At 34.4% G+C, this 23,389-nt stretch carries 22 protein-coding genes; 21 read left to right on the top strand and 1 reads right to left on the bottom strand.

Annotated features, from left to right (window positions below):
* Positions 1-8: 8 nt before the first annotated feature.
* From BR44_RS02970 to BR44_RS02895, 16 genes are all read left to right on the top strand, one after another.
* Positions 9-1,793 carry a V-type ATP synthase subunit A gene (locus BR44_RS02970; RefSeq protein WP_034550503.1) on the top strand — a complete coding sequence of 595 codons (1,785 nt, stop codon included), beginning with the start codon at positions 9-11 and terminating at the stop codon, positions 1,791-1,793.
* Positions 1,786-3,162: a V-type ATP synthase subunit B gene (locus tag BR44_RS02965; RefSeq protein ID WP_034550501.1), complete on the top strand. Its 1,377-nt coding sequence runs from the start codon at positions 1,786-1,788 to the stop codon at positions 3,160-3,162. Before BR44_RS02970 ends, BR44_RS02965 begins: the two co-directional genes overlap by 8 nt.
* Before the next feature lie 6 nt (positions 3,163-3,168).
* Complete coding sequence (locus BR44_RS02960) at positions 3,169-3,795, top strand: V-type ATP synthase subunit D (RefSeq protein ID WP_034550499.1); 627 nt, start codon at positions 3,169-3,171, stop codon at positions 3,793-3,795.
* A 272-nt stretch (positions 3,796-4,067) separates the two neighbouring features.
* Entirely contained in the window at positions 4,068-4,289 is a 222-nt protein-coding gene (locus BR44_RS02955) for a YdbC family protein (protein ID WP_034550498.1), read from the top strand.
* A gap of 62 nt (positions 4,290-4,351) precedes the next feature.
* On the top strand, positions 4,352-4,966 hold the full coding sequence (gmk, locus tag BR44_RS02950) for a guanylate kinase (protein WP_034550496.1): 615 nt from the start codon (positions 4,352-4,354) through the stop codon (positions 4,964-4,966).
* Positions 4,967-4,971: 5 nt separating this feature from the next.
* Complete coding sequence (gene rpoZ, locus BR44_RS02945) at positions 4,972-5,187, top strand: DNA-directed RNA polymerase subunit omega (protein ID WP_034550494.1); 216 nt, start codon at positions 4,972-4,974, stop codon at positions 5,185-5,187.
* A 197-nt stretch (positions 5,188-5,384) separates the two neighbouring features.
* Positions 5,385-6,590, top strand: a complete 1,206-nt coding sequence (gene coaBC, locus BR44_RS02940) for a bifunctional phosphopantothenoylcysteine decarboxylase/phosphopantothenate--cysteine ligase CoaBC (protein ID WP_034550493.1) — start codon at positions 5,385-5,387, stop codon at positions 6,588-6,590.
* Positions 6,591-6,604: 14 nt separating this feature from the next.
* Positions 6,605-9,019, top strand: coding sequence for a primosomal protein N' (priA, locus tag BR44_RS02935; RefSeq protein ID WP_034550492.1), 2,415 nt, complete (start codon positions 6,605-6,607; stop codon positions 9,017-9,019).
* A 23-nt stretch (positions 9,020-9,042) separates the two neighbouring features.
* A complete protein-coding gene (gene def / locus BR44_RS02930) occupies positions 9,043-9,537 on the top strand; it encodes a peptide deformylase (protein ID WP_034550491.1) in 495 nt (164 codons plus the stop codon).
* A complete protein-coding gene (gene fmt / locus BR44_RS02925; RefSeq protein ID WP_034550488.1) occupies positions 9,534-10,487 on the top strand; it encodes a methionyl-tRNA formyltransferase in 954 nt (317 codons plus the stop codon). The genes def and fmt overlap by 4 nt, the downstream gene beginning before the upstream one ends.
* Positions 10,477-11,859: a 16S rRNA (cytosine(967)-C(5))-methyltransferase RsmB gene (gene rsmB / locus BR44_RS02920; protein ID WP_034550486.1), complete on the top strand. Its 1,383-nt coding sequence runs from the start codon at positions 10,477-10,479 to the stop codon at positions 11,857-11,859. The genes fmt and rsmB overlap by 11 nt, the downstream gene beginning before the upstream one ends.
* Positions 11,860-11,889: 30 nt before the next feature.
* Positions 11,890-12,639 (top strand): Stp1/IreP family PP2C-type Ser/Thr phosphatase, encoded by a 750-nt coding sequence (locus BR44_RS02915; RefSeq protein WP_034550484.1) that lies wholly within the window; start codon positions 11,890-11,892, stop codon positions 12,637-12,639.
* Between the two features lie 2 nt (positions 12,640-12,641).
* A complete protein-coding gene (pknB, locus tag BR44_RS02910) occupies positions 12,642-14,633 on the top strand; it encodes a Stk1 family PASTA domain-containing Ser/Thr kinase (protein WP_034550480.1) in 1,992 nt (663 codons plus the stop codon).
* Between the two features lie 136 nt (positions 14,634-14,769).
* Positions 14,770-15,669 (top strand): ribosome small subunit-dependent GTPase A, encoded by a 900-nt coding sequence (gene rsgA, locus BR44_RS02905; protein ID WP_034550477.1) that lies wholly within the window; start codon positions 14,770-14,772, stop codon positions 15,667-15,669.
* A gap of 8 nt (positions 15,670-15,677) precedes the next feature.
* Positions 15,678-16,328, top strand: a complete 651-nt coding sequence (gene rpe, locus BR44_RS02900) for a ribulose-phosphate 3-epimerase (protein WP_034550475.1) — start codon at positions 15,678-15,680, stop codon at positions 16,326-16,328.
* Entirely contained in the window at positions 16,315-16,977 is a 663-nt protein-coding gene (locus BR44_RS02895; RefSeq protein ID WP_084676079.1) for a thiamine diphosphokinase, read from the top strand. The genes rpe and BR44_RS02895 overlap by 14 nt, the downstream gene beginning before the upstream one ends.
* Positions 16,978-17,023: 46 nt before the next feature.
* Here the strand turns inward: BR44_RS02895 and rpmB are convergent, their stop codons facing one another.
* Complete coding sequence (rpmB, locus tag BR44_RS02890) at positions 17,024-17,212, bottom strand: 50S ribosomal protein L28 (RefSeq protein ID WP_034550470.1); 189 nt, start codon at positions 17,210-17,212, stop codon at positions 17,024-17,026.
* A 313-nt stretch (positions 17,213-17,525) separates the two neighbouring features.
* Here rpmB and BR44_RS02885 point away from each other — a divergent pair, with 313 nt between their 5' ends.
* From BR44_RS02885 to BR44_RS02865, 5 genes are all read left to right on the top strand, one after another.
* Positions 17,526-17,888 (top strand): Asp23/Gls24 family envelope stress response protein, encoded by a 363-nt coding sequence (locus BR44_RS02885; RefSeq protein ID WP_034550469.1) that lies wholly within the window; start codon positions 17,526-17,528, stop codon positions 17,886-17,888.
* Between the two features lie 54 nt (positions 17,889-17,942).
* Entirely contained in the window at positions 17,943-19,619 is a 1,677-nt protein-coding gene (locus tag BR44_RS02880) for a DAK2 domain-containing protein (RefSeq protein WP_034550468.1), read from the top strand.
* Between the two features lie 154 nt (positions 19,620-19,773).
* Positions 19,774-21,822 (top strand): ATP-dependent DNA helicase RecG, encoded by a 2,049-nt coding sequence (gene recG, locus BR44_RS02875; RefSeq protein WP_034550467.1) that lies wholly within the window; start codon positions 19,774-19,776, stop codon positions 21,820-21,822.
* A gap of 98 nt (positions 21,823-21,920) precedes the next feature.
* Positions 21,921-22,922, top strand: a complete 1,002-nt coding sequence (gene plsX / locus BR44_RS02870; RefSeq protein WP_034550466.1) for a phosphate acyltransferase PlsX — start codon at positions 21,921-21,923, stop codon at positions 22,920-22,922.
* A 142-nt stretch (positions 22,923-23,064) separates the two neighbouring features.
* Positions 23,065-23,307 carry an acyl carrier protein gene (locus BR44_RS02865; RefSeq protein ID WP_034550465.1) on the top strand — a complete coding sequence of 81 codons (243 nt, stop codon included), beginning with the start codon at positions 23,065-23,067 and terminating at the stop codon, positions 23,305-23,307.
* Positions 23,308-23,389 lie beyond the last annotated feature (82 nt).

The raw sequence follows: 23,389 nt of genomic DNA, 5'->3' as shown, positions 1-23,389 counted from the left end.
TTACCAGTTTGAACAAAGGAAGAATTGTGAGTGTCTCTGGACCATTAGTTACGGCTGATGGGATGGAGGAAGCCAATATCCAAGATATTTGTAAAGTTGGTAAACTTGGATTAATTGGTGAGGTCATTGAAATGCGTAATGACGTAGCCTCTATTCAAGTTTATGAAGAAACATCAATGATTGGACCTGGGGAAACAGTAGAAACTACTGGAGAAGCCTTATCAGTTGAATTGGCTCCTGGAATGATTTCACAAATGTTTGATGGGATTCAACGTCCATTAGATAAGTTTATGAAAAAAACAGATAGCAACTATTTAATTCGTGGTGTTTCAATTAAATCATTAAGCCGTACGGATAAATGGGCATTCACTCCGACTGTAGAAGTTGGAACTAAAGTGATTGCAGGAGATATCGTTGGAACTGTTCCTGAAACCAAAGTGATTGTACACAAAATAATGGTACCTTATGGTGTTGAAGGAACGATTAAAAGCATTGAAAATGGAAGTTTTGATATCAATGAAACAATCTATACACTAGATACTGAAGATGGGTTAAAAGAATTTACGATGCTGCAAAAATGGCCAGTTAGACAAGGTCGTCCAACAGCTAAAAAATTAAATCCAGATGCTCCAATGATTACAGGACAACGAGTTATTGATACGTTATTTCCTGTAGCAAAAGGAGGAGCAGCAGCAGTTCCAGGACCTTTTGGCGCGGGTAAAACAGTTGTGCAACACCAAATAGCTAAATGGGCTGATGTTGATTTAGTGGTTTATGTTGGATGTGGTGAGCGCGGAAATGAAATGACAGACGTAATTAATGAGTTTCCGGAATTAGTAGATCCTAGCACTGGTGAATCGATTATGGAACGTACCATCTTGATTGCCAACACTTCAAATATGCCAGTTGCTGCTCGTGAAGCTTCTATCTACACAGGTATTACAATTGCAGAATACTTTAGAGATATGGGTTATAGTGTGGCGATTATGGCTGACTCAACGTCTCGTTGGGCGGAAGCACTTCGTGAGATGTCAGGTCGTTTAGAAGAGATGCCAGGGGATGAAGGATACCCTGCTTATCTTGGTAGTCGAATTGCAGAATTTTATGAACGTGCTGGTAAAATTATTGCATTAGGTTCTGAAGGCCGTGAAGGAAGTATCACTGCGATTGGTGCAGTATCACCTCCAGGTGGAGATACATCAGAACCAGTAACTCAAAATACTTTGCGGGTAGCAAAAGTGTTTTGGAGTTTAGACAATTTATTGGCTCAAAAACGTCACTTTCCATCTATTGACTGGTTATCTTCATATTCATTGTATTCATCTGAATTAGGAACCTATATTGGAAAAAAATTAGGAAAAGATTGGACTGGCATGGTAAGAAGAACCATGACGTTATTACAAGACGAATCTGAATTGCAAGAAATTGTTCGTTTGGTAGGTGTTGAATCTCTATCAGAAACAGACCGATTAAAACTTGAAGTAGCTAAAATGATTCGTGAAGATTTCTTACAACAAAATGCTTTTGATGATGTTGATACCTATACATCGATAGAAAAACAGTATGGAATGCTTTCTACTATCCTTGATTTCCAAGACGAAGCATTAGCTGGCATGAAATTAGGTTCTTATTTCAATGAAATTATTGAAGGGACCGTTGCAGTTCGAGAAAAAATTGGACGTAGCAAATATATTTCGGAAGAAGAAATCGGCAAGTTTAATGAATTAAAAGAAGACATTAAAAACACTATCCATCAGATTGTTGAAGAAGGGGGAATGGACACAGATGCTTAAAGAATATAAAACAGTAACAGAAGTTGTTGGCCCCTTAATGGCAGTTGAAGGAGTAGAAGGCGTTAAATTTGATGAGCTAGTTGATATACAAATGCAAACAGGCGAAAAAAGACGTGGTCAAGTTTTAGAAATTAACGGCGATAAGGCAATGGTTCAAATTTTTGAAGGATCAAGTGGAATAAATTTAGAAGATACAAAAGTTCGTTTCTTAGGTAGACCCTTATCACTAGACGTTTCTGAAGACATGGTTGGTCGTGTGTTTGATGGGATGGGACGAATCAACGATGATGGTCCTGAATTAATTCCAGAAAAAACATTAGATGTAAATGGTGAACCGATTAATCCAATGGCTCGCGATTACCCAGATGAATTCATTCAAACAGGAATTTCTTCTATTGACCATTTGAATACCCTAGTTAGAGGACAAAAATTACCTGTATTTTCAGGTTCAGGATTGCCACATAAAGAATTGGCAGCTCAGATAGCTCGACAAGCAACCGTTTTAGATTCTGAAGAAGAGTTTGCTATTGTATTTGCTGCAATTGGGATTACTTTTGAAGAAGCTGAATTCTTTATGGAGGATTTTCGTAAAACAGGAGCTATCGATCATTCAGTTATGTTCATCAACTTAGCAGATGATCCGGCTATTGAAAGAATTGCAACTCCAAAAATGGCGTTGACAGCAGCTGAATATTTAGCTTATGAAAAAGATATGCATGTTCTAGTTATTATGACAGATATGACCAATTATTGTGAAGCGTTACGTGAAATTTCAGCAGCTAGACGTGAAGTTCCAGGAAGACGTGGTTATCCAGGTTATTTGTATACGAATCTTGCAACATTATATGAACGCGCCGGTCGTTTAGTAGGTGGAAAAGGTTCTGTAACACAAATTCCAATACTAACTATGCCTGAAGATGATATTACTCACCCCATACCAGATTTAACAGGTTATATCACTGAAGGACAACTTATTTTATCACGTGATTTATTCAATAGTGGTATCCAACCTCCAATTGATGTACTTCCATCATTGTCTCGTTTAAAAGATAAAGGTACAGGAGAAGGAAAGACAAGAAAAGATCATGCTCCAACAATGAACCAATTATTTGCTGCTTATGCAGAAGGGAAACAAGCGAAAGAATTAGCAGTTGTTTTAGGAGAATCTGCTCTTTCCGAAACGGATAAACTATTTGCTAAATTCGGTGAACGTTTTGAAAACGAGTATGTAAACCAAGGTAATTATACGAATCGTTCGATTGAAGAATCACTAGATTTGGCTTGGGAATTATTAGCTATTCTGCCAAGAACAGAATTAAAACGAATCAAAGATGATATGTTAGACGAATACCTGCCGAAAGGGGAATAAGTCTAAATGGCGAAATTAAATGTTAACCCTACAAGAATGGAACTGACCATTTTAAAGCAACGGTTAAGTACGGCAACTCGTGGTCATAAGTTATTGAAAGATAAACAAGATGAATTGATGCGCCAATTTATTACTCTAATCAGAAAAAACAATGAATTACGTTCAATAGTGGAAGAAAAATTAACTAGCGCAATGCAATCTTTTGTAATGGCTAAGGCTTTATTGAACGAAAATTTTATTGAAGAACTGGTAGCAATACCACCACGTTCAGTTGAGTTAGAGATGTATGAAAAAAATATCATGAGTGTTTCAGTTCCAGTTATGAATTTTGGATACGATGAGAGTCAAGATACAAATGAGTTAAGATATGGTTACTTGAACTCAAATAGTGAACTTGATACTTCCATTGAAAAAATGTCTGCAGTTATGACTGAACTATTGGAACTTTCAGAAATAGAAAAAACCTGTCAATTAATGGCAGATGAAATTGAGAAAACACGTCGTCGTGTAAATGCTTTAGAATACATGACAATACCTCAATTAGAAGAAACAATTTATTTTATTCAGATGAAACTGGATGAAAATGAAAGAGCGAATATAACTAGATTGATGAAAGTTAAAGATATGGGTTAGAATACTAAACTCATCCTGTTTAAACTATAAAAAGCAGCGTGAACAATTATTGTTCACGCTGCTTTTTTTTATTAAAGATGAGCTGTTGTTACTAGTTTAATAATTTTTTAAAAATTGATCTAATGGAAATAACATAGCTTTTTATATAGAACAAATGAAAATAAAAAAAATATTCACCATTTCTATTTTTTATGGTACACTGAAAGGCAAATGCTTATAACTAGTTGTTAACAAAATTTGATTTTATTGTTTATATGTGAGGTGGAGAGATAGTGTCTCAAAAATTTTCTTATGAAATAATGGAAGAAATCACAGTGCTATCTAAGAATAATAAAGGATGGCAGAAAGAATTGAATTTAGTCAGTTGGAATGGCAATCAACCAAAATTTGATATCCGTGATTGGGCACCAAATCATGAAAAAATGGGTAAAGGCTTGACTTTAACGAATGAAGAGATGGAAACCCTTAAACTCTTTTTAGCAACGTTTGATTAAAACACTATTTATTTATAAAAAAGAAATAAACTTATTTTTTTTAGGATGGAAAGGATTTTGACATGATAGATCGTGGACTTTTAATTGTTCTTTCGGGACCTTCTGGTGTAGGTAAAGGAACTGTACGAAAAGCTATTTTTGAACAAGAAGAAAATGACTTAGAATATTCTATTTCAATGACTACGCGCAAAGAACGCGCAGGAGAAATAGATGGGATTGATTATTTTTTTAGAACAAAAGAACAATTTGAAGATTTAATTGAAAAAGACGGTTTATTAGAATACGCAGAATACGTTGGAAATTATTACGGAACACCACTAGAATATGTTAATCAAACATTAGCAAGTGGTAGAGATGTGTTTTTAGAGATTGAAGTTCAAGGTGCTTTACAGGTGCGAGAAAAAATGCCTGAAGGGATCTTTATTTTCTTGACTCCTCCAGGATTAAAAGAATTAAAATCGCGCATTATAGGAAGAGGAACAGATGAATCGAGTGTCATTGAAAGTCGGATGGAAAAAGCTATTGAAGAAATCAACTTGATGCAACACTATGATTATGCTGTTGAAAATGATAAAGTAGAAAAGGCAGTTACTAAAATTAAAAATATCATTGAATGCGAACACTTGAAAGTTTCGCGTGTGATTCATCGATACAAAAAAATGATTGAGGAGTTGTAAAAATTATGATGTTATTACCATCTATTGATAGTTTACTAGAAAAAATTGATTCAAAATATTCTTTGGTTATTTTAGCAAGTAAACGTGCGCACGAATTGGAAGCTAAAGCTATGCCTATGTTAGAAACCTACCAGTCACATAAAAACGTAGGACGTGCACTAGAAGAAATTGATGCGGGAGATTTAGTTATTGATCCTACCACTGTCGGTCCTACAGAATAAGTTTACTTATTTAATTGCTAAAAAGATTTTACACTTACTCCAAAATAGGTATTTACCTGTTTTTGGAGTATTTTTATTTTTAAAGGAGCAGTAAAACTAATGAATTACAAGGTTTACAAGACAAATGCTTTATTTTTTAGTAAAATGTAATAAGGTATGGTTAATATACAGCTGTATTATGAAGGGGGCTAGACAAGGTGTTAGATAATAAAAATGTCGTACTATATGTTTCTGGCGGTATAGCTGCCTATAAAGCTGCTGATTTAGTTAGGCAGTTAATTAAACAGGGAGCGAATGTTAAAGTCGCTATGACTGCATCAGCCCAGGAATTTGTAACTCCTTTAACTTTTCAAATATTAAGTAAACATCATGTGTACACTGATACTTTTGATGAAAGACAAGAAGATAAGGTCAGTCACATTCATTTAGCTGATTGGACAGATATAGCTGTTATCGCACCTGCTACTGCCAATATTATTGCTAAGCTAGCGAATGGGATAGCAGATGATTTTGCAACTACGACTTTATTAGCTACGACAGCTCCAGTTTTTGTTGTGCCTGCCATGAATTCACATATGCTGGAAAATCCAGCGACAGCACGTAATCTTACAACCTTAAGAGCGGATAATCGCTTTGTTATGGAACCAGAAACAGGTTTCTTGGCAGAAGGATATGAAGGCAAGGGTAGACTTCCAGAACCAGTAACGATTGTTGAGTCAATAAAACAATTTTTGGTATCTCAACAACTAGATTTACCCTTAAAAAATAAACATGTCATTATAACGGCAGGTGGAACAAAAGAACGTATTGACCCTGTTAGATATATAACAAATGACTCATCTGGAAAAATGGGCTATAGTTTAGCAAGTGTTGCCAGAGATTTAGGAGCACATGTAACACTTATTTCTGCTACGAAACAGTTATCCAATCCTTTTGGAATTGACGTTGTACACATTAGTTCAGCTTCAGAAATGTTAGAAACAGTAATGAAAACATATAATAGTGCCGATATAGTCGTAATGGCTGCAGCTGTTTCTGATTATCGACCAAAAAAACAAGCTGCTAAAAAAATAAAAAAGAATGAAGAATCGCTTATCATAGAGTTTGAAAAAACAAGGGATATATTGTATCAATTAGGTCAAGAAAAACAAAAACAATTTCTAATCGGTTTTGCTGCAGAAACAAATGACCTTGAAAGTTATGCTCAAGAAAAATTAAAACGCAAAAAAGCGAATATGATAGTCGCTAATGACGTGTCAAAACCAAACGTTGGATTTAATAAAAATACAAACGAAGTAACTATTTTTATGCCGAATAGCGAACCAATTGAAATTTCTCTTCGAAGTAAAGAAGAAGTTGCTGCAGAAATTTTTAAAATAGCGATAAAGCAAATGATTAAATAAGGAAGTGATAAAGAGTGGTTTCAATTGCTCAGGTTATTGTAGATGTTCCAACAATGCAAACAAATAAACCCTATGATTACTTGATTCCAGCTGAATTTAATGAAAAAATAATGCCTGGTATGCGGGTAGAAGTTCCTTTTGGAAAAGGCGCTAGAAAAGTTCAAGGATTTGTTGTTGAAATTACTCAAGCAAGTAATTTTGAAGGGAATTTAAAAGCTATAGCTAACTTGATGGATTTAACAGCTGTTTTAAATGATGAATTGTTATTATTAGGTCGAGAAATGGCGAGATGGACTTTTTCTTTTCAAATTACTTGTTATCAAACCATGTTACCTGCTATGTTGCGAGCAAAATACGAAAAAAAAGTGAAAATAATAGATGAAATACCAGAAGACTTATTGTATGAATTATTTAAAGGGCAGAATGAACTTACTTGGGATGAAGCAACTGAACGAGGATTACTGCCTCAGTTATTAGAATTAAAAAAAAAAGAGCTCGTTGAATTAACCTACTCGGTAAAAAATCAAGCGAAAACAAAAAAAAGACGTATGATTCAATCCAACTTAACATTTGAACAATTAGAAGAAGAAAAAATAGGATTAGGTAAAAGAGCACCAAAGCAATTGCTCTTACTAAGTCAGCTTCAATCATTGAATAATCTGCCTATCAGTACTAAAGAAATGACTGGAAAATATGGGATTTCTCCCGTTATTTTACGAGAAGCTCAAAATAAAAAATGGCTTTCTTTTTTTGAAGAAGAAATTTATCGGGATCCGTTTAAAAATAAAGAATTTAAAAAAACTGAACCATTTATGTTGAATGATACTCAAGAAAAAGCATTGCTTCCTATTATGAAAGCTGTTAAACATCATGAGAAAGAAGTTTTTTTACTTAAAGGTGTAACGGGTAGTGGGAAAACAGAAATTTATTTACAAACAATAGCTGAGACGTTAAAGAATGGACAATCAGCTTTAATGCTCGTACCAGAAATCGCTTTAACTCCTCAAATGGTCCATTCTTTTAAAGGCCGTTTTGGTGAAGCGGTAGCCGTTTTACACAGTGGCTTATCAATAGGTGAAAAATATGATGAATGGCGTAAAATAGAAAGACAGGAAGCTAAGGTAGTTGTTGGTGCGCGATCTTCAATTTTTGCACCTGTAAAAAATATTGGTGTCATTATTATTGATGAAGAACACGAAGGAACCTATAAACAGGATGAAAATCCACGTTACCATGCTAAAGATATAGCTATATGGAGAGCGGACTATCATAGTTGTCCTGTAATATTAGGGAGTGCAACACCTTCATTAGAATCGCGCGCACGCGCTCATAAAAAAGTTTATACATTACTTGAATTACCTGAGCGGGTGAATAAAAAAGAATTACCTATAGTAGAGGTCGTTGACATGCGTGAAGAAGTGAAGAGTGGAAACCGTAGTAATTTTTCAAATTTGTTGCAAGAAAAAATAAAAAATCGTATTGCTAAAAAAGAACAAATTGTCCTTTTACTAAATCGTCGTGGGTATTCTTCATTCGTCATGTGTCGAGATTGCGGATTTGTTTTACCTTGTCCTAATTGTGATATTTCTTTAACTTTGCATATGGATACGAAAACAATGAAGTGTCATTATTGCGGGCATGAAGAAGCTATTCCTCGTATCTGTCCAAGTTGCAATGGCCATAAAATCAGGTATTATGGAACTGGGACACAAAAAATAGAAGAAGAACTAAAAGACATTCTACCTGAAGCGAAGGTCATTAGAATGGATGTAGATACAACTAGAAAAAAAGGAGCCCATGAAAAACTGTTATCAGCTTTTGGAAATAAGGAAGCGGATATATTGTTGGGGACTCAAATGATTGCAAAAGGATTGGATTTTCCTAATATTACATTAGCGGGAGTCTTAAATGCAGATACTGGATTAGGCTTACCTGATTTCAGAGCGAGTGAGCGAACATTCCAACTATTAACTCAGGTAAGTGGACGAGCGGGAAGAGCTGAATTAACAGGTGAGGTAATTGTTCAGACTTTTAATCCTGAACATTACTCTATTCAATTAGCGAAAGAGCATGATTATGATGCTTTTTATAAAAAAGAAATGCTTTTAAGACATAGAGGGAATTATCCGCCGTTTTATTTCACTATTTTAATTACAACTAGCCATTCAGAAGAGTTGCAAGCTTCAAAAAAAATGCAAGAGATTGTAGAATCTATTAGACCAAATTTAAAACCGGAAACTATTTTATTGGGTCCTACACCAAAGGCAGTGGCACGAGTAAATAATCGTTTTTATTATCAAACGATTATTAAATATAAACACGAGCCGACATTGTTTCCACAATTGCAAGAACTATTAAATCAATCTCAAAAAGAGATGGCTAAAGGGTTACAAATTGCCATTGATTCTGAACCAATGCATTTTATTTAATTAAAGAAAGCAGGGAAAAGTTGATGCCATTGTTACCAATTATAAAATACCCTAACCCAGTGTTGATTACGCCAGCTAGTGAAGTACTGGCTATTACAGATGAAATTATTCAGTTAATGGATGATATGTACGAAACGATGGTAGCTGGAGATGGTATTGGTATTGCAGCACCACAAGTAAACCAATCATTTAGAATAGCTTTAGTTGAAGTTGATGAAGAGACAGGCTTGTTTGAAATGATAAACCCTAAAATTATAAAATCAGTAGGTAAAACGATTGATGTTGAGGGTTGTCTGAGTTTTCCAGAAGTCTACGGTACAGTTGAACGAGCAGAAATGATTGTCTTGCACTATTTTGATAGAAATGGTGATGCTTATGAAGTTGAAGCAGAAGATTATTTAGCGCGCGCTTTTCAGCATGAGTTAGAACACCTGGATGGGAAATTATTTACAGATAAAATTATTCAAAAGATTGAACCTGAAGACTTAGAAGATTATATGGAGGAGAACATAACATGACAAAAATAGTTTTTATGGGGACCCCGGCTTTTTCTGTGCCAATATTAGAGGCATTAATTGCTGAAAAATATGAGATAGTAGCTGTCGTTACACAACCGGATAGATTAGTTGGACGAAAAAAAATTATGACACAGACTCCTGTGAAAATAGCAGCTCTTAAACACAAATTGTTGGTTTTGCAACCGGAGAAAATAACTGGTTCTGATGAAATGGAAAAAGTAATAGAGATGCAACCAGATTTACTTATTACTGCAGCTTTTGGCCAATTTTTACCGCAAAAACTGTTAAATGCACCAAAACATGGAGCTATTAATGTTCACGCCTCTCTTTTACCTAAATACCGTGGAGGAGCCCCAGTTCATTATGCTTTAATTAGAGGTGAAAAAGAAACAGGTGTGACCATCATGTATATGGAGAAAAAAATGGATGCGGGAGCAATTTTGTCTCAGCGTTCATTGGCTATTACAAAAAGTGATGATGTCGGCACGCTATTTGATCGTTTAAGTGTATTAGGCAAAGAATTATTGATCGATACTTTACCTGATCTATTAACCGGTAAAATTAAACCAGCCTTACAAGATGAAGAAAAAGTAACGTTTTCGCCTAACATTAAACCTGAAGAAGAAATTATTGATTGGACTAAAGAAGCAGTAGAAATTGATTGTCAGGTACGAGGGATGCGTCCATGGCCGGGTGCTTATACTTTTATTGGTGATGATCGATTGAAAATTTGGGATGTAACACCTTTAGAAGAGAAAACAAATAAAGAACCAGGAGTTATTATTAGAATAGAAAAAAAAGCTTTTTTTGTGTCTTGTGGCAACAATACCGTCTTACAAATTAATGAGCTTCAACCTGCTGGGAAAAGTAGAATGGAAACAAAGTCTTATTTGAGTGGAATAGGAAACCAATTAACTATTGGAGAAAAGGTAGGGGAAAATGGAAAATAATAAGAATGAGCAAAAACGCAACACCAAAAAAACAAGTCGTTATTTAGCGATGTCTATTTTAGAAAAAATAGAAAAAGATAATTCGTATTCTAATCTATTACTTAATGAAACCATTCAAAAAAATAATTTATCCCCAGCAGATGCGCGCTTATTGACTGAACTGGTATATGGTGTGTTGCAACATAAGTTAACGTTAGATTACTATTTGGCTCCTTTTTTGAAAGAGAATCAAAAATTGGATGTTTGGGTTCGTAATTTATTGCGTTTATCTATTTATCAAATGATCTATTTAGATAAAATACCTTCTCATGCTATTTTATTCGAAGCAGTAGAAGTAGCGAAGAAAAAAGGACACATTGGAGTTAGTAAATTTATCAATGGAGTTTTACGAAATGCTGAACGTAAAGGTTTCAAATCGATTGACGAAATAAAAGATCCTATTGAGAAGCTAAGCATCGAAATCAGTATGCCAAGATGGTTAGTTGAAAAATTTATTGATGATATTGGAATAGAAGAAACAAGAAAATTGGGAGAATCTATTTTAAATCCTAGCCACTCTAGTGCTCGTATTAACGAGAAATATTTATCTGTAAAAGAAGCGATAAAAGCGATGGAAGAAGAAGGGTTTAATGTAGAGCAAAGTTCTATTTCTCCAGCAGGCATAGTTAGTCAAGGAGGACATTTCGCTTCGTCACCTTTATTTCAATCAGGCCAATTAACGATACAAGATGAAACTTCGATGCTAGTAGCACCGGCTATGCAAATAGAACCACATCACCAAGTATTAGATGCTTGTGCTGCCCCTGGGGGGAAAACAACACATATTGCTTCGTATCTTTCACAAGAAGCAGGTGGTAAAGTGGTTGCACTTGATTTGCACCCGCATAAAGTGAAATTAATTGAAGATAATGCTAAAAGACTACGTGTAGATAAAGTAATTGAAGGTAGAACAATGGATGCTAGGAAAGTTGAAGAAGCTTTTGAAGACGAAAGTTTTGATCGTATTTTAGTGGATGCACCCTGCTCTGGTTTAGGATTAATGAGAAGAAAACCAGACATCAAATACACAAAAAAATCTCAAGATATCACTCAACTAAAAAAAATTCAATTGGATATTTTAACAAGTGTAGCTCCAAAACTAAAAGAAGATGGATTATTAGTATACAGTACATGTACAATTACCAAAGAAGAAAACCAGGGAACAATAGAGTCCTTTTTAACAACTCATCCAAATTTTGAAAAAGTGCCTGTTGTCGCGAGTGAAGTTTTGAATGAGACGGTTCAAGACAATTTAATGCAGATTTTTCCACAAAATTTTGGAACAGATGGTTTTTTTATTAGTTGTTTAAGAAAAAAAGCAATTAAAATATAATGACTTTTGATGATTGGGTGAGGTGTAGTAATGCATATTTTTTTTCAAAGCGATATTGGAAAGAAAAGGAAAAATAATCAAGATTATGCTGGATATTTTAAAAATAGCCAAGGCATTTTATTAGCTGTTCTATGTGATGGAATGGGTGGTCATAAAGCAGGAGACGTAGCTAGTGAAATGGCCGTTTCTCATTTAGGCAACGCCTGGGAAAAAAACAATTTGAATGATATTGATACTATTAAAAATTGGATGCAAAAACACATAAATAAAGAAAATGAGCGCATTGTCGAAAAATCAACTCAGTATCCTGATTTGGAAGGAATGGGAACGACTCTTGTAGCGACTGTTCTAGTCAATAATATTTTTATAGTTGCTAATGTTGGCGACAGTCGGGCTTACCAATTTATGAGTGGGAATTTAAAACAAGTCACAGACGATCATTCATTAGTTAATGAATTATTAAAGAGTGGCGAAATAACACCGGAAGCAGCCTTAAAACACCCTCAAAAAAATATTTTAACACGTTCTTTAGGGGTTTCTAAAAAAGTAGAAGTTGATATAATAGATATTCCTGTTTTAGAAGGTGACCAGTTATTGCTTTGCTCTGATGGATTAACTAATATGGTAAGCGATAAAGAGATAGTAAAAATATTAAATGTATCTGATGTAAACATTGAAAAAAAAGTTTTAAGTTTAGTTTCGTTAGCTAATGCACGTGGTGGGTACGATAACGTAACTGTCATACTAATTGAACCATTTAAAGAAAAAGGGGGTAAATAGGTATGGAAATGGGAACGAAATTAAATGGCCGCTATAAAATAACCGGAACGGTTGGTGGCGGTGGAATGGCCCATGTTTACTTAGCGCATGATTTAATATTAGATAGAGATGTAGCCGTTAAAGTATTACGTTATGATTTTCGTGATGATCAGGACACGATTAGAAGATTTAAACGTGAAGCACTTGCAGCAACTGAACTGGTCCATCCTAATATTGTGAGTGTGTATGATATTGGTGAAGAAAATAATAATCAATACATTGTAATGGAATATGTTAAAGGAATGGATTTAAAAAAATACATTCATGCTAATTTTCCAATTCCTTATCAAAAAGTTACAGATATTATGAATCAAGTTTTATCTGCAGTAAATGCTGCTCACCATAATAGAATTATTCATCGCGATTTAAAACCGCAAAATATCTTAATTGATGAATCTGGAGTAGTTAAAATCACAGATTTTGGAATTGCAGTTGCTCTATCTCAAACTTCTATTACGCAGACTAACTCATTATTAGGTTCAGTACATTATTTATCGCCTGAACAAGCACGCGGTGGAATGGCAACCAATCAATCCGATGTTTATTCCCTAGGGATTATCTTATATGAATTGTTGACTGGTCATGTTCCATTTGATGGAGAGTCTGCTGTCTCAATTGCTTTGAAACATTTTCAAGAGACGGTGCCTTCCGTTAAAAAATATGATCAACGCATTCCACAAGCTTTAGAAAATGTCGTTTTGAAGGCTACAGCTAAGGAAGTAGCAGATAGATATACATCTGTTTACGAAATGCAAAATGATTTAACTTCTGCGTTATCAGCAGACCGAAGAGATGAACCGAAATATACACCATCTAGCATGATGGAAACGACGAAAGTTTTAGAACCAATTCCTGTAGCTGGAATTATCTCAAAAGGAGAAGCTAAAACTAAAGGAAATCAACAGTCAGATAGCAAACAACTAAAAAATAATACTAAATCAGACGAAGTACAAATGAAAAAAAATAAAAGACGTAAAGTGCTACTGTGGATTTTATTGGCTTTATCCCTATTGAGTGTGGGGGTATTTTTCATAATAGCAAATAGCGCACCAAAAGATGTCAATGTACCGAACATAACAGATATGACTGAAAATGAAGCAACTAAGGTATTATCTGAAAAAAAATTACTTCTCGGAAAAATCACAAAAGAGGCGAACAATGAGATCGAAGAAGGCCATATTATACGATCTAAGCCTGAAATGGGCTTAAGTGTAAAAGAAAATACACCAATAGATATCGTACTTAGCTCTGGGGAAAAAACTGTTGAGTTTCTAGACTATACCGGGAAATCATATGAAGAAGTTCGTGTAGAATTAAGTGAGCAAAATTTCACTGTTAAGCGTGAAGATCAAAGTAACGATACAGTAGATTCAGGCTTAATTATTTCACAAGATATTAATGAGAACGAAGAAGTTAATCCTAAAGACACAACTGTTACGTTTACAGTCAGCACAGGACAAGCTGGATTTGAAATGCGTGATTTGATCGGCTATTCTGAAAAAAGTGTTAGAGATTATGTGAATGATAATGGGTTAAATGGGACGATTATAAAAGAGTATTCTAACGAAGTGGCTGAAGGGCAAGTTCTATCACAAAATCCAGCAAAAGGAACTGTTTTATATGGAGGAGCAGATATTTCAGTGGTTATTTCACAAGGACCTGAAGCAATCCTAGCAAAAACAGTTAGCAAAAAAATTGCTGTTTCCTATGAAGAATCAGAAGAAACGAACTCTTCTGGAAATAGTGATGAGAGCAAGGAGTCACAACTTATTCCTAACTCCATTACTATTTATATAGAAGATCAAGAACACAATTTAGGAACAGTTTATCAACAATTTGAGATATCAGAAGATACTGAAATCGAACTAGATTTTGTTTTACAAGAAGGAGAAAAAGGAAGATACAAAATTGTTAGAGATGGTGAAACAATTGAAGAAGATGAAGTTACTCCATAAAAACAATTTATTCCGGTTATAATGAAGAACCTGAAAGACATAAACTAGTCTTTCGGGTTTTTTGGTGTTAAAATATAAAAAAGGATTATATCTTTCTAGTTAAAATAGCAAATAAAAAAGATAAAGGAGGAACAATGTGCCAAAAGGACAAATTAGAAAAGCATTGAGTGGTTTTTATTACGTTTATTATGAAGGTGAAACCTATCAAACACGTGGCCGAGGCAATTTTAGAAAGCGTAAATTAACGCCTATGGTTGGCGATTACGTTGATTTTGAAAGTAGCACAAAAACTGATGGTATTCTTAAAGAATTACTTCCACGAAAAAATGAATTGATACGTCCTACAGTTTCTAATGTTGATTTGGGAATCATTATCATGTCAGCCATAGAGCCAAAGTTCTCTACTAATTTATTGGATCGTTTTTTAATAACATTAGAAAGTAAAGGCATACATGCTATTATCTATATTACTAAAATAGATTTATTGACTGAAGAACAAATAGTAGAAGTAACTACGCTAAAGGAGCAGTATGAAAAAATAGGTTATCCAGTTATTCTTCCAGATTCAAAAACAAATGATGAAGCCATTAAAGAATTGGTCACGTATTTCCCCCATAAATTGACGGTATTTATGGGGCAATCGGGTGCTGGCAAATCCACACTATTAAACCAAATTGCTCCTAAATTAGATTTAAAAACTGATGTTATTTCTTCAGCTTTAGGTCGTGGTAAACATACAACTCGTCATGTTGAGTTAATTCCTTTATTTGATGGATTGGTAGCAGATACACCTGGTTTTAGTTCGATAGATTTTTTAGAGATTGAAGCAGAAGAGTTACCAGAATTATTTATAGAGTTTGTTGAAGTACAAGAGCTTTGTCGTTTTAGAAGTTGTATGCATCGTAATGAACCTGGTTGCCAAGTTCAAAAAGAGGTTGAAGAAGGTACGATACAACCTTATCGCTATCAACATTACTTGCAGTACCTTGATGAAATCGAAAATCGAAAACCAAAATACAATAAAAAAGAAAAGTGAGGATATATATGAAAATTTCACCATCTATTTTAAGTGCGGATTTTGCTAATTTAGAAAGAGATATTCGATTGGTTGAAGAAGGAGGAGCGGATTACATACATGTAGATGTTATGGATGGACATTTTGTTCCGAATTTAACATTTGGAGCAAACGTAGTTTCTGCAATCCGTCCAATAACCAAATTACCTTTAGATTGTCATTTGATGATTGAGAATCCTGAAAATTATATTGAGGCTTTTGCTAAAGCGGGAGCAGATATTATTACGGTCCATGTAGAAAGTACCTATCATATTCATCGTGCAATCCAGTTAATCAAAAATCAAGGTGTAAAAGCTGGGGTGGTCATCAATCCGGGAACAGCAGTAGAATCAATTATGCCGGTTTTAAGTGAAGTAGATATGGTCTTAGTTATGACGGTTAACCCAGGCTTTGGCGGTCAGAGCTTTATCAAGGAAACAGTCTCTAAAATTTCATTATTAAGCAACTTGAAAAAAGATAGAGGGTACCGTTATGAAATTGAAGTAGATGGTGGGATTTCTCCTGAGACAGCTAAAATCTGTAAAAATGCAGGTGCAAATGTTTTTGTAGCAGGCTCTTATATTTATGATGCGCCAAAACCTATTGAACGATTAATGTCTCTCAAAGATGCCGTACGTTAAAATGACTAACATTGCAATAATGGTTGGAGGACCAGAAAAGTGTTTGCCAGATATCAAAAATAGATCAAACGAGAGTTTAATTTGGATTGGTGTTGATAGAGGTGCGTTAAGACTTTTAGACTATGGAATTAAACCAGTTTTAGCTTTAGGTGATTTTGATTCCATTACTCCAGCAGAACTTAATAAATTGAAAAATGAGGTAGAGGATGTGCGCCAATTTCCTGCCGAAAAAGATGCAACGGATACTGAGTTAGCTGTCAGAGTAGCATTTCATGAATATTTCCCCGAAGAAGTAACCATATTTGGTGCAACTGGCGGGCGATTAGATCATTTTTTAAATAATTTATGGCTTGTCTTCCTACCTACTTTTCAACCATATATTTCCAAAATAAGAATAGTTGATAATAAAAACAGTTTATCCTATTTTATACCTGGAACTTATACGATTGAGAAAGAAAGAGACAAAAAATATTTGGCTTTTATTTGCCTAACGTCAGTTGAAAAATTAACGTTAACTGGAGTAAAGTATGAGTTAACTGAAACAGACATTGCTTTTCCTTGTTCATTAGCGAGTAACGAATTTGCAAATGAGAAAGCTCAGTTTTCTTTTGAGTCAGGTTTGGTAGCTGTTATACAAAGTAAAGATTAAAAAAATAGAGTTGAGACAATTGTCTCAACTCTATTTTTTATTCTGTTTAAACGCGTTCAATTTTACCAGATTTAAGAGCGCGAGTAGAAACCCAAACTTTTTTAGGTTTTCCATCAACTAAAATGCGAACTTTTTGTAAGTTAGCACCCCATGTACGTTTTGTTTTGTTCATAGCGTGAGAGCGGTTGTTTCCGCTTTTTGCTTTACGTCCTGTAATAACACATACTTTAGCCATTATTCTTTCCTCCTTTGCCAATATCTCGAAGCAAGGCTTCAATCTATACACTCATACTTTCATAATTTATCATAATTAGACAATATATGCAACATTTTTCTTTCAAGGAATTTTACTTGACAGCTTAGTTGAAAGCAAATAGTTTGCATTTTATAACAGATTAAATTAGAAAAGAAAAAAATAAAAAATAAAACTGGTTATTACTATTAGAGAACAGCGAGTTTTCATCCTTAAACCTTTTAATATTCAACCAGCTATGATAAAATATGGAGTAGTAATTCATGGCTAACTAGCCAAAAGGAGGATTTTTACCATGGCAGTTAAAATAAAAACGCAATTCGGTGTTATCGATATTTCAAACGAAGTGATTGCAACGGTAGTCGGAGGAGCAACAACTGAAATTTTTGGTATTGTCGGTATGGCAAGCAAAAATCAGATTCGTGATAATTTAAATGATATTCTTAAAAAAGAAAATTATTCACGTGGTGTAATTGTACGTCAGGAAGATAATGGCGTGATAGTGGATGTTTATATTGTTGTCAGTTATGGGACTAAAATTTCTGAAGTAAGTCGTAATGTGCAGGAAAAAGTTAAATATGATTTAGAAACAATGCTAGATATCTCTGCCCAAGCAGTAAATGTTTACGTGCAAGGTGTTCGTGTTTTGAAAGACTAAAAAAAGAAATTGTCGTAGTCGCTTTGATTAGAAGTGATGAAGGAGGATATAGTGGTGAATGTTACAAAGTTAGAAGGTAAACAGTTCCGCAATATGGTTGCAGTTGGAGCCAAACGCTTAAACAAGAATGCAGAATATGTTAACTCATTAAATGTTTTTCCTGTCCCAGATGGAGATACCGGAACAAATATGAACTTATCATTAGCAAGTGGAGTTAAAGCAATTGAAAATGTTGATTCAAATAAGATCAACGAACTTGCAGCAGCCTTATCAAAAGGATTATTAATGGGAGCCCGTGGGAATTCTGGAGTTATTTTATCTCAACTATTTAGAGGTTTCGGAAAAGCAATTGAAAATAAAGAAACATTAACAGCAAATGAATTTGCAGCTGCTTTTACAAATGGTGTCCAAACAGCTTATAAAGCTGTCATGAAACCAGTTGAAGGAACTATTTTAACTGTTGCTCGTGAATCAGCAAAAGCTGGTGAAAAGCAAGCTAAATCCACTGATGATGTTGTTGTGGTAATGGATGCTGTCGTTCGTGAAGCAAAAAAATCTTTAGCAAGAACACCGGACTTGTTGCCGGTCTTAAAAGAAGTTGGCGTAGTAGATAGTGGAGGGCAAGGTCTTTTGTTCATCTATGAAGGGTTTTTAGAAGTTTTATCAGGTAAAATTAGTGAAGATGAAGAGTATCAACCTTCTGCAAAAGAAATGACTGAAATGGTTAATGCAGAACATCATCGTAGTGTTTCTAATCATATTGCTACAGAAGATATTAAATTTGGCTATTGTACTGAGATTATGGTGAAAATAGGCGATGGAGAAACAGTTAAACAAAAATTTGACTACGATACTTTCCGCAATCATTTAAACGAAATTGGAGATTCTCTTTTAGTGGTATCAGATGATCAAATCGTTAAAGTTCATGTTCATACAGAACGTCCTGGAGAAGTAATGAATTATGGACAAGAATTCGGTTCACTTGTAAAAATAAAAGTAGATAACATGCGTGAACAACATGAAACAATCTTAGTAAATGAAAAACCAAAGGCTGCTAAAACCCCCAATAAAAAAACACCATATGGTGTAATAGCTGTTGCTGCTGGGGAAGGCGTACAAAGTCTGTTCAAAAGCCTAGGCGTCGATTACGTAATTAGTGGGGGACAAACAATGAACCCTAGCACAGAAGATATATTGAAAGCAATCGATTCTATCAATGCTGAGAAAGTTATTATTTTACCAAATAATAAAAATATATTTATGGCTGCTGATCAGGCCGCAGAAGTAAGCGACTTACCTGTGGTTGTTATTCCAAGTAAAACAGTTTCTCAAGGAATGACTGCCATGTTAGCATTCAATGAACTGAATGATTTAGAAACCAATAAAAAAGAGATGAGCATGGAGTTAGAAAATGTTATAAGCGGACAAATCACTACAGCTGTTCGTGATACTGAAATTGAAGGTATTAGTATCAAGAAAAATGATTACATGGGAATCATTGATGGTAAAATTAAAGTCTCTAAACTAAATTGTAAAGAAGCAGTCTTGGAGACGCTTAGAAAAATGATTACTGATGAAAGTGAAATTGTTACCATTTTATTAGGTGAAGATGGCGATATGGATGAGGCAAATGAAATTGCTGATGAAATCACTCAAGAATTTCAAGACGTAGAAGTTGAAATTCACGAAGGACAACAACCTGTTTATCCGTACTTATTATCTGTAGAATAATTTAAATATAATAGACAACAATAATAAAAATAGCCTCTTATTTTTACTATTGTTGTCTATTTTTAAAAAAATTATGAATAGTAATCTAAAAAAAGTGATTGAGAGGAGATGAACAACCGGGTGCTATTTTTTTTGCATTTAAGGTTGAACTACTATGGGGAAAACCATCTATGATCCAGTATCTGTTCTTCCTTCGGTTGGTCAGAAACGTCAAGAAGCGTTAAATCAGCTAGGTATCTTCACTATTTTGGACTTGCTCTCTCATTTTCCTTTTCGTTATGAAGATATCAAAGAAAAGAATTTACTAGAAATAGAAGATCAAGAAAAAGTGACGTTAAAGGGGAATGTTGTTTCAGAAGCAGTAGTCAGCCGTTTTGGTCCCAAAAAGAATCGATTATCATTTCGACTAGTCATTGAACATGCGGTAATCGTGATTACTTTTTTCAATCAGTCCTATTTAAAAAGTAAGATTGTTGCTGGTGAAGAACTAGCAGTTTTTGGTAAGTGGGATGCCAAACGTAAAAGTTTAACGGGTATTAAAATTCTAGGTACTAGTTCCTCAGATCAAAATAATGATTTTGAATCTATATATAAAGCGAATAAAGGGATAAAACAAAAAACAATTTTTGTTTTAGTCAAAAAAGCGTATCAAGATTACCAAGAACTTATTCCGGAAAACGTTCCTAAATACTTAAAGAAAAAATATCGATTGGTTACTCATAATGAGGCCGTTTACGGTATGCATTTTCCTACTTCACAAGAACAATCAAAGCAAGCTAGAAGAGAGATTATCTTTGAAGAATTTTTATTGTATCAATTAAAGCTCCAAAATTTAAGGGAAAAACAAAAAGCGGTTGGTTATGGGTTGCAAATAAAATACGATGTTAAAGATTTAAGACGATTTATTCATTCTTTACCTTTTGAACTAACAACTGCTCAAAAAAGAGTTGTAAATGAAATTTGTATCGATTTAAAAGAACCTATGCACATGCATAGATTGCTTCAAGGAGATGTAGGAAGTGGAAAAACTATTGTTGCTGCCATAGCTTTGTTTGCAGCTGCGAATGCGAATTTTCAATCTGCATTAATGGTTCCAACTGAGATTTTAGCAGAGCAGCACATGGAGAGTTTGAGTGAATTATTTGATCCATTAGAAGTCCGTATTGCATTGTTGACAGGCTCAACAAAAACAAAAGAGCGGCGAGTTATTTTAGAAGAGTTAAAAAGCGGCGTCTTGGATGTTGTCATCGGAACCCACGCTTTGATTCAAAAGGATGTGTATTTTTCTCGGTTAGGATTGGTCATAACAGATGAGCAACATCGCTTTGGAGTGAATCAAAGGAAAATATTGCGAGATAAAGGCAAGGAGCCGGACGTATTGTTTATGACTGCGACACCCATCCCAAGAACATTAGCCATTACAACTTACGGAGAAATGGATGTATCTATTATTGATGAGTTGCCAGCTGGACGAATTCCTATTGAAACAACATGGACTAGACCTAAAAATTTTGAGTTGACTCTGGAATTTATTGAACGCCAATTAAAAAAGGGCTCTCAAGCTTACGTTATTTGTCCACTAATAGAAGAATCAGAAAGTTTAGATGTAAAAAATGCAACAGATATTTATGAAAAACTGTCTGCTTATTACGCATCACGCTATCAAGTAGGATTGCTACATGGAAAAATGAAACCAGCCGAAAAAGAACAGGTGATGCATCAATTTAAAGAAAATAAGCTAGCTGTTTTAGTTTCTACAACAGTTATTGAGGTAGGAGTAAACGTACCTAACGCCACAACTATGGTGATTTACGATGCAGATCGTTTTGGTTTATCCCAACTTCATCAATTAAGAGGTCGTGTTGGGCGTGGTCACAAAGAATCTTACTGTATTTTGGTAGCTAACCCTAAAAGTGAAACAGGAATTGAACGGATGAAAATTATGACTGAAACAGTGGATGGATTTGTTTTAAGCGAAAAAGACTTGGAATTAAGAGGCGCAGGAGATTTATTTGGATCGAAACAATCAGGACTTCCTGATTTTAAAGTAGGGGATATTATTGGTGATTTTGGAGCGTTAGAGGCAGCTAGGCAAGAAGCAACAGAACTGGTTAACAACCCTGAATTTATGTATGATCCCAAGTATCTACAACTGCGACAATCACTTAATTTGGAAAACCAATCTGAACAAAACTTTAATTAACAAGTATTGTTAAAATTATGATTTAATACTAAAATAAGACAAAATCTAAAATGGTTATAAAGACAATGATTTAATGTGAAAAGAAGGAGGAATAAAGTGTGAAAATTGCAGTAGATGCAATGGGTGGAGATAACGCACCTAGAGCAATAGTCGAAGGTGTTGTACTCGCAGCTAATGAATTTAAAGATATGGAATTTATTTTATACGGAAATGAAGAAGCGATTAAACCTTACTTATCAAATGAGACAAATATTAAAATCGTTCACACGGATGAAAAAATAGAGAGTGAGGATGATCCCATTCGATCAATCCGTCGTAAAAAAAATGCCTCAATGGTTTTAGCGGCACAAGCTGTTAAAAACAAAGAAGCAGATGCTCTCTTTTCAGCTGGAAACACCGGTGCATTGTTAACGGCTGGATTGTTAATCATTGGACGTATTAAAGGGATTGATCGTCCAGGTTTATTAGTAACTTTACCGGTTATAACAAAATCTGGCAAAGGATTCAATCTGATGGATGTTGGTGCTAATGCAGATTCTAAACCTGAAAATATTCACCAATATGCTATTTTAGGAAGTGAATATGCTAAATTTGTGCAAGGGATTGAAAAACCAACGGTCGGTTTATTAAATAATGGAACAGAAGAAAATAAAGGTAACGATCTTACTAAACGTGCATTCAAGCTTCTAAAAGATGAACCAACGATTCATTTTATTGGAAATGTAGAAGCCCGAGATATTTTAAATGGCGTAGCTGATGTTGTTGTCACAGATGGTTTTACAGGAAATGCAGTTTTAAAAACGATTGAAGGGACCGCGATGTCAATGATGCAGCTATTAAAATCAGCTGTATACGATAATGGCGCTAAAGCTAAACTAGGTGGTCTTTTATTGAAAGATAGCCTATCTGAAATGAAAGATGTATTAGATTATTCAAAACACGGTGGTTCCGTCTTATTTGGAATTAAAGCACCTGTTGTTAAGACTCATGGCTCTACTGAAAAAGAAGCAGTTTATTTTACCATTAAGCAAATACATGAGATGTTAGCTTCAAAAGTTATTGATGATCTTGTTTCTCAATTCGAAGCTAAACAAGAATAAATGGATTGAAAAGATCAAAATATAAAATGGATTAAAAAAATCAAAATATAAAAAAGCTAGACATTATCTTTAACTATCTGTAAAATAAATATGTCTGATACGGAAAATAATATAATAGAAATGCCAAACGGGGGTGTAAGGATTGTCAAAAAATGAAACGTTTGAAAAAATAAAAAAAATAATCGTTGAAAGATTTGGAATCGATGAAGAAAAAGTTACTGAAGAAATGACATTTAAAGATGATTTAGGAGCAGATTCACTTGATATTGTTGAGTTAGTGATGGAATTAGAAGATGTTTTTGGCACAGAAATCTCTGATGATGATGCAGAAAACATCTCTTCTGTTGGAGATGCAGTAAGTTACATCAATGGAAGTCTAATTTAATAAGTATTCTAAAAGATCTTTGGTAAAGAATTCTTTCTTTTATCAAAGGTCTTTTTTACTGATTTTGTAGTGACCCCAAATA

This window comes from Carnobacterium funditum DSM 5970 (assembly GCF_000744185.1).
Lineage (GTDB): Bacteria > Bacillota > Bacilli > Lactobacillales > Carnobacteriaceae > Carnobacterium_A > Carnobacterium_A funditum.
The sequence above is the reverse complement of the archived record's forward strand: the minus strand, read 5'-3'. Positions and strand labels throughout refer to the sequence as shown.

Excerpts from the sequence above, each read along its gene's own strand:
- BR44_RS02895 (WP_084676079.1), top strand. The coding sequence starts at position 16,315 with ATGCCGTACGTTAAAATGACTAACATTGCAATAATGGTTGGAGGACCA.
- rpmB (WP_034550470.1), bottom strand. The coding sequence starts at position 17,212 with ATGGCTAAAGTATGTGTTATTACAGGACGTAAAGCAAAAAGCGGAAAC.
- BR44_RS02960 (WP_034550499.1), top strand. The coding sequence starts at position 3,169 with ATGGCGAAATTAAATGTTAACCCTACAAGAATGGAACTGACCATTTTA.
- BR44_RS02915 (WP_034550484.1), top strand. The coding sequence starts at position 11,890 with ATGCATATTTTTTTTCAAAGCGATATTGGAAAGAAAAGGAAAAATAAT.
- rpe (WP_034550475.1), top strand. The coding sequence starts at position 15,678 with ATGAAAATTTCACCATCTATTTTAAGTGCGGATTTTGCTAATTTAGAA.
- rsmB (WP_034550486.1), top strand. The coding sequence starts at position 10,477 with ATGGAAAATAATAAGAATGAGCAAAAACGCAACACCAAAAAAACAAGT.
- fmt (WP_034550488.1), top strand. The coding sequence starts at position 9,534 with ATGACAAAAATAGTTTTTATGGGGACCCCGGCTTTTTCTGTGCCAATA.
- rpoZ (WP_034550494.1), top strand. The coding sequence starts at position 4,972 with ATGATGTTATTACCATCTATTGATAGTTTACTAGAAAAAATTGATTCA.
- pknB (WP_034550480.1), top strand. The coding sequence starts at position 12,642 with ATGGAAATGGGAACGAAATTAAATGGCCGCTATAAAATAACCGGAACG.
- recG (WP_034550467.1), top strand. The coding sequence starts at position 19,774 with ATGGGGAAAACCATCTATGATCCAGTATCTGTTCTTCCTTCGGTTGGT.
- BR44_RS02965 (WP_034550501.1), top strand. The coding sequence starts at position 1,786 with ATGCTTAAAGAATATAAAACAGTAACAGAAGTTGTTGGCCCCTTAATG.
- gmk (WP_034550496.1), top strand. The coding sequence starts at position 4,352 with ATGATAGATCGTGGACTTTTAATTGTTCTTTCGGGACCTTCTGGTGTA.
- def (WP_034550491.1), top strand. The coding sequence starts at position 9,043 with ATGCCATTGTTACCAATTATAAAATACCCTAACCCAGTGTTGATTACG.
- BR44_RS02885 (WP_034550469.1), top strand. The coding sequence starts at position 17,526 with ATGGCAGTTAAAATAAAAACGCAATTCGGTGTTATCGATATTTCAAAC.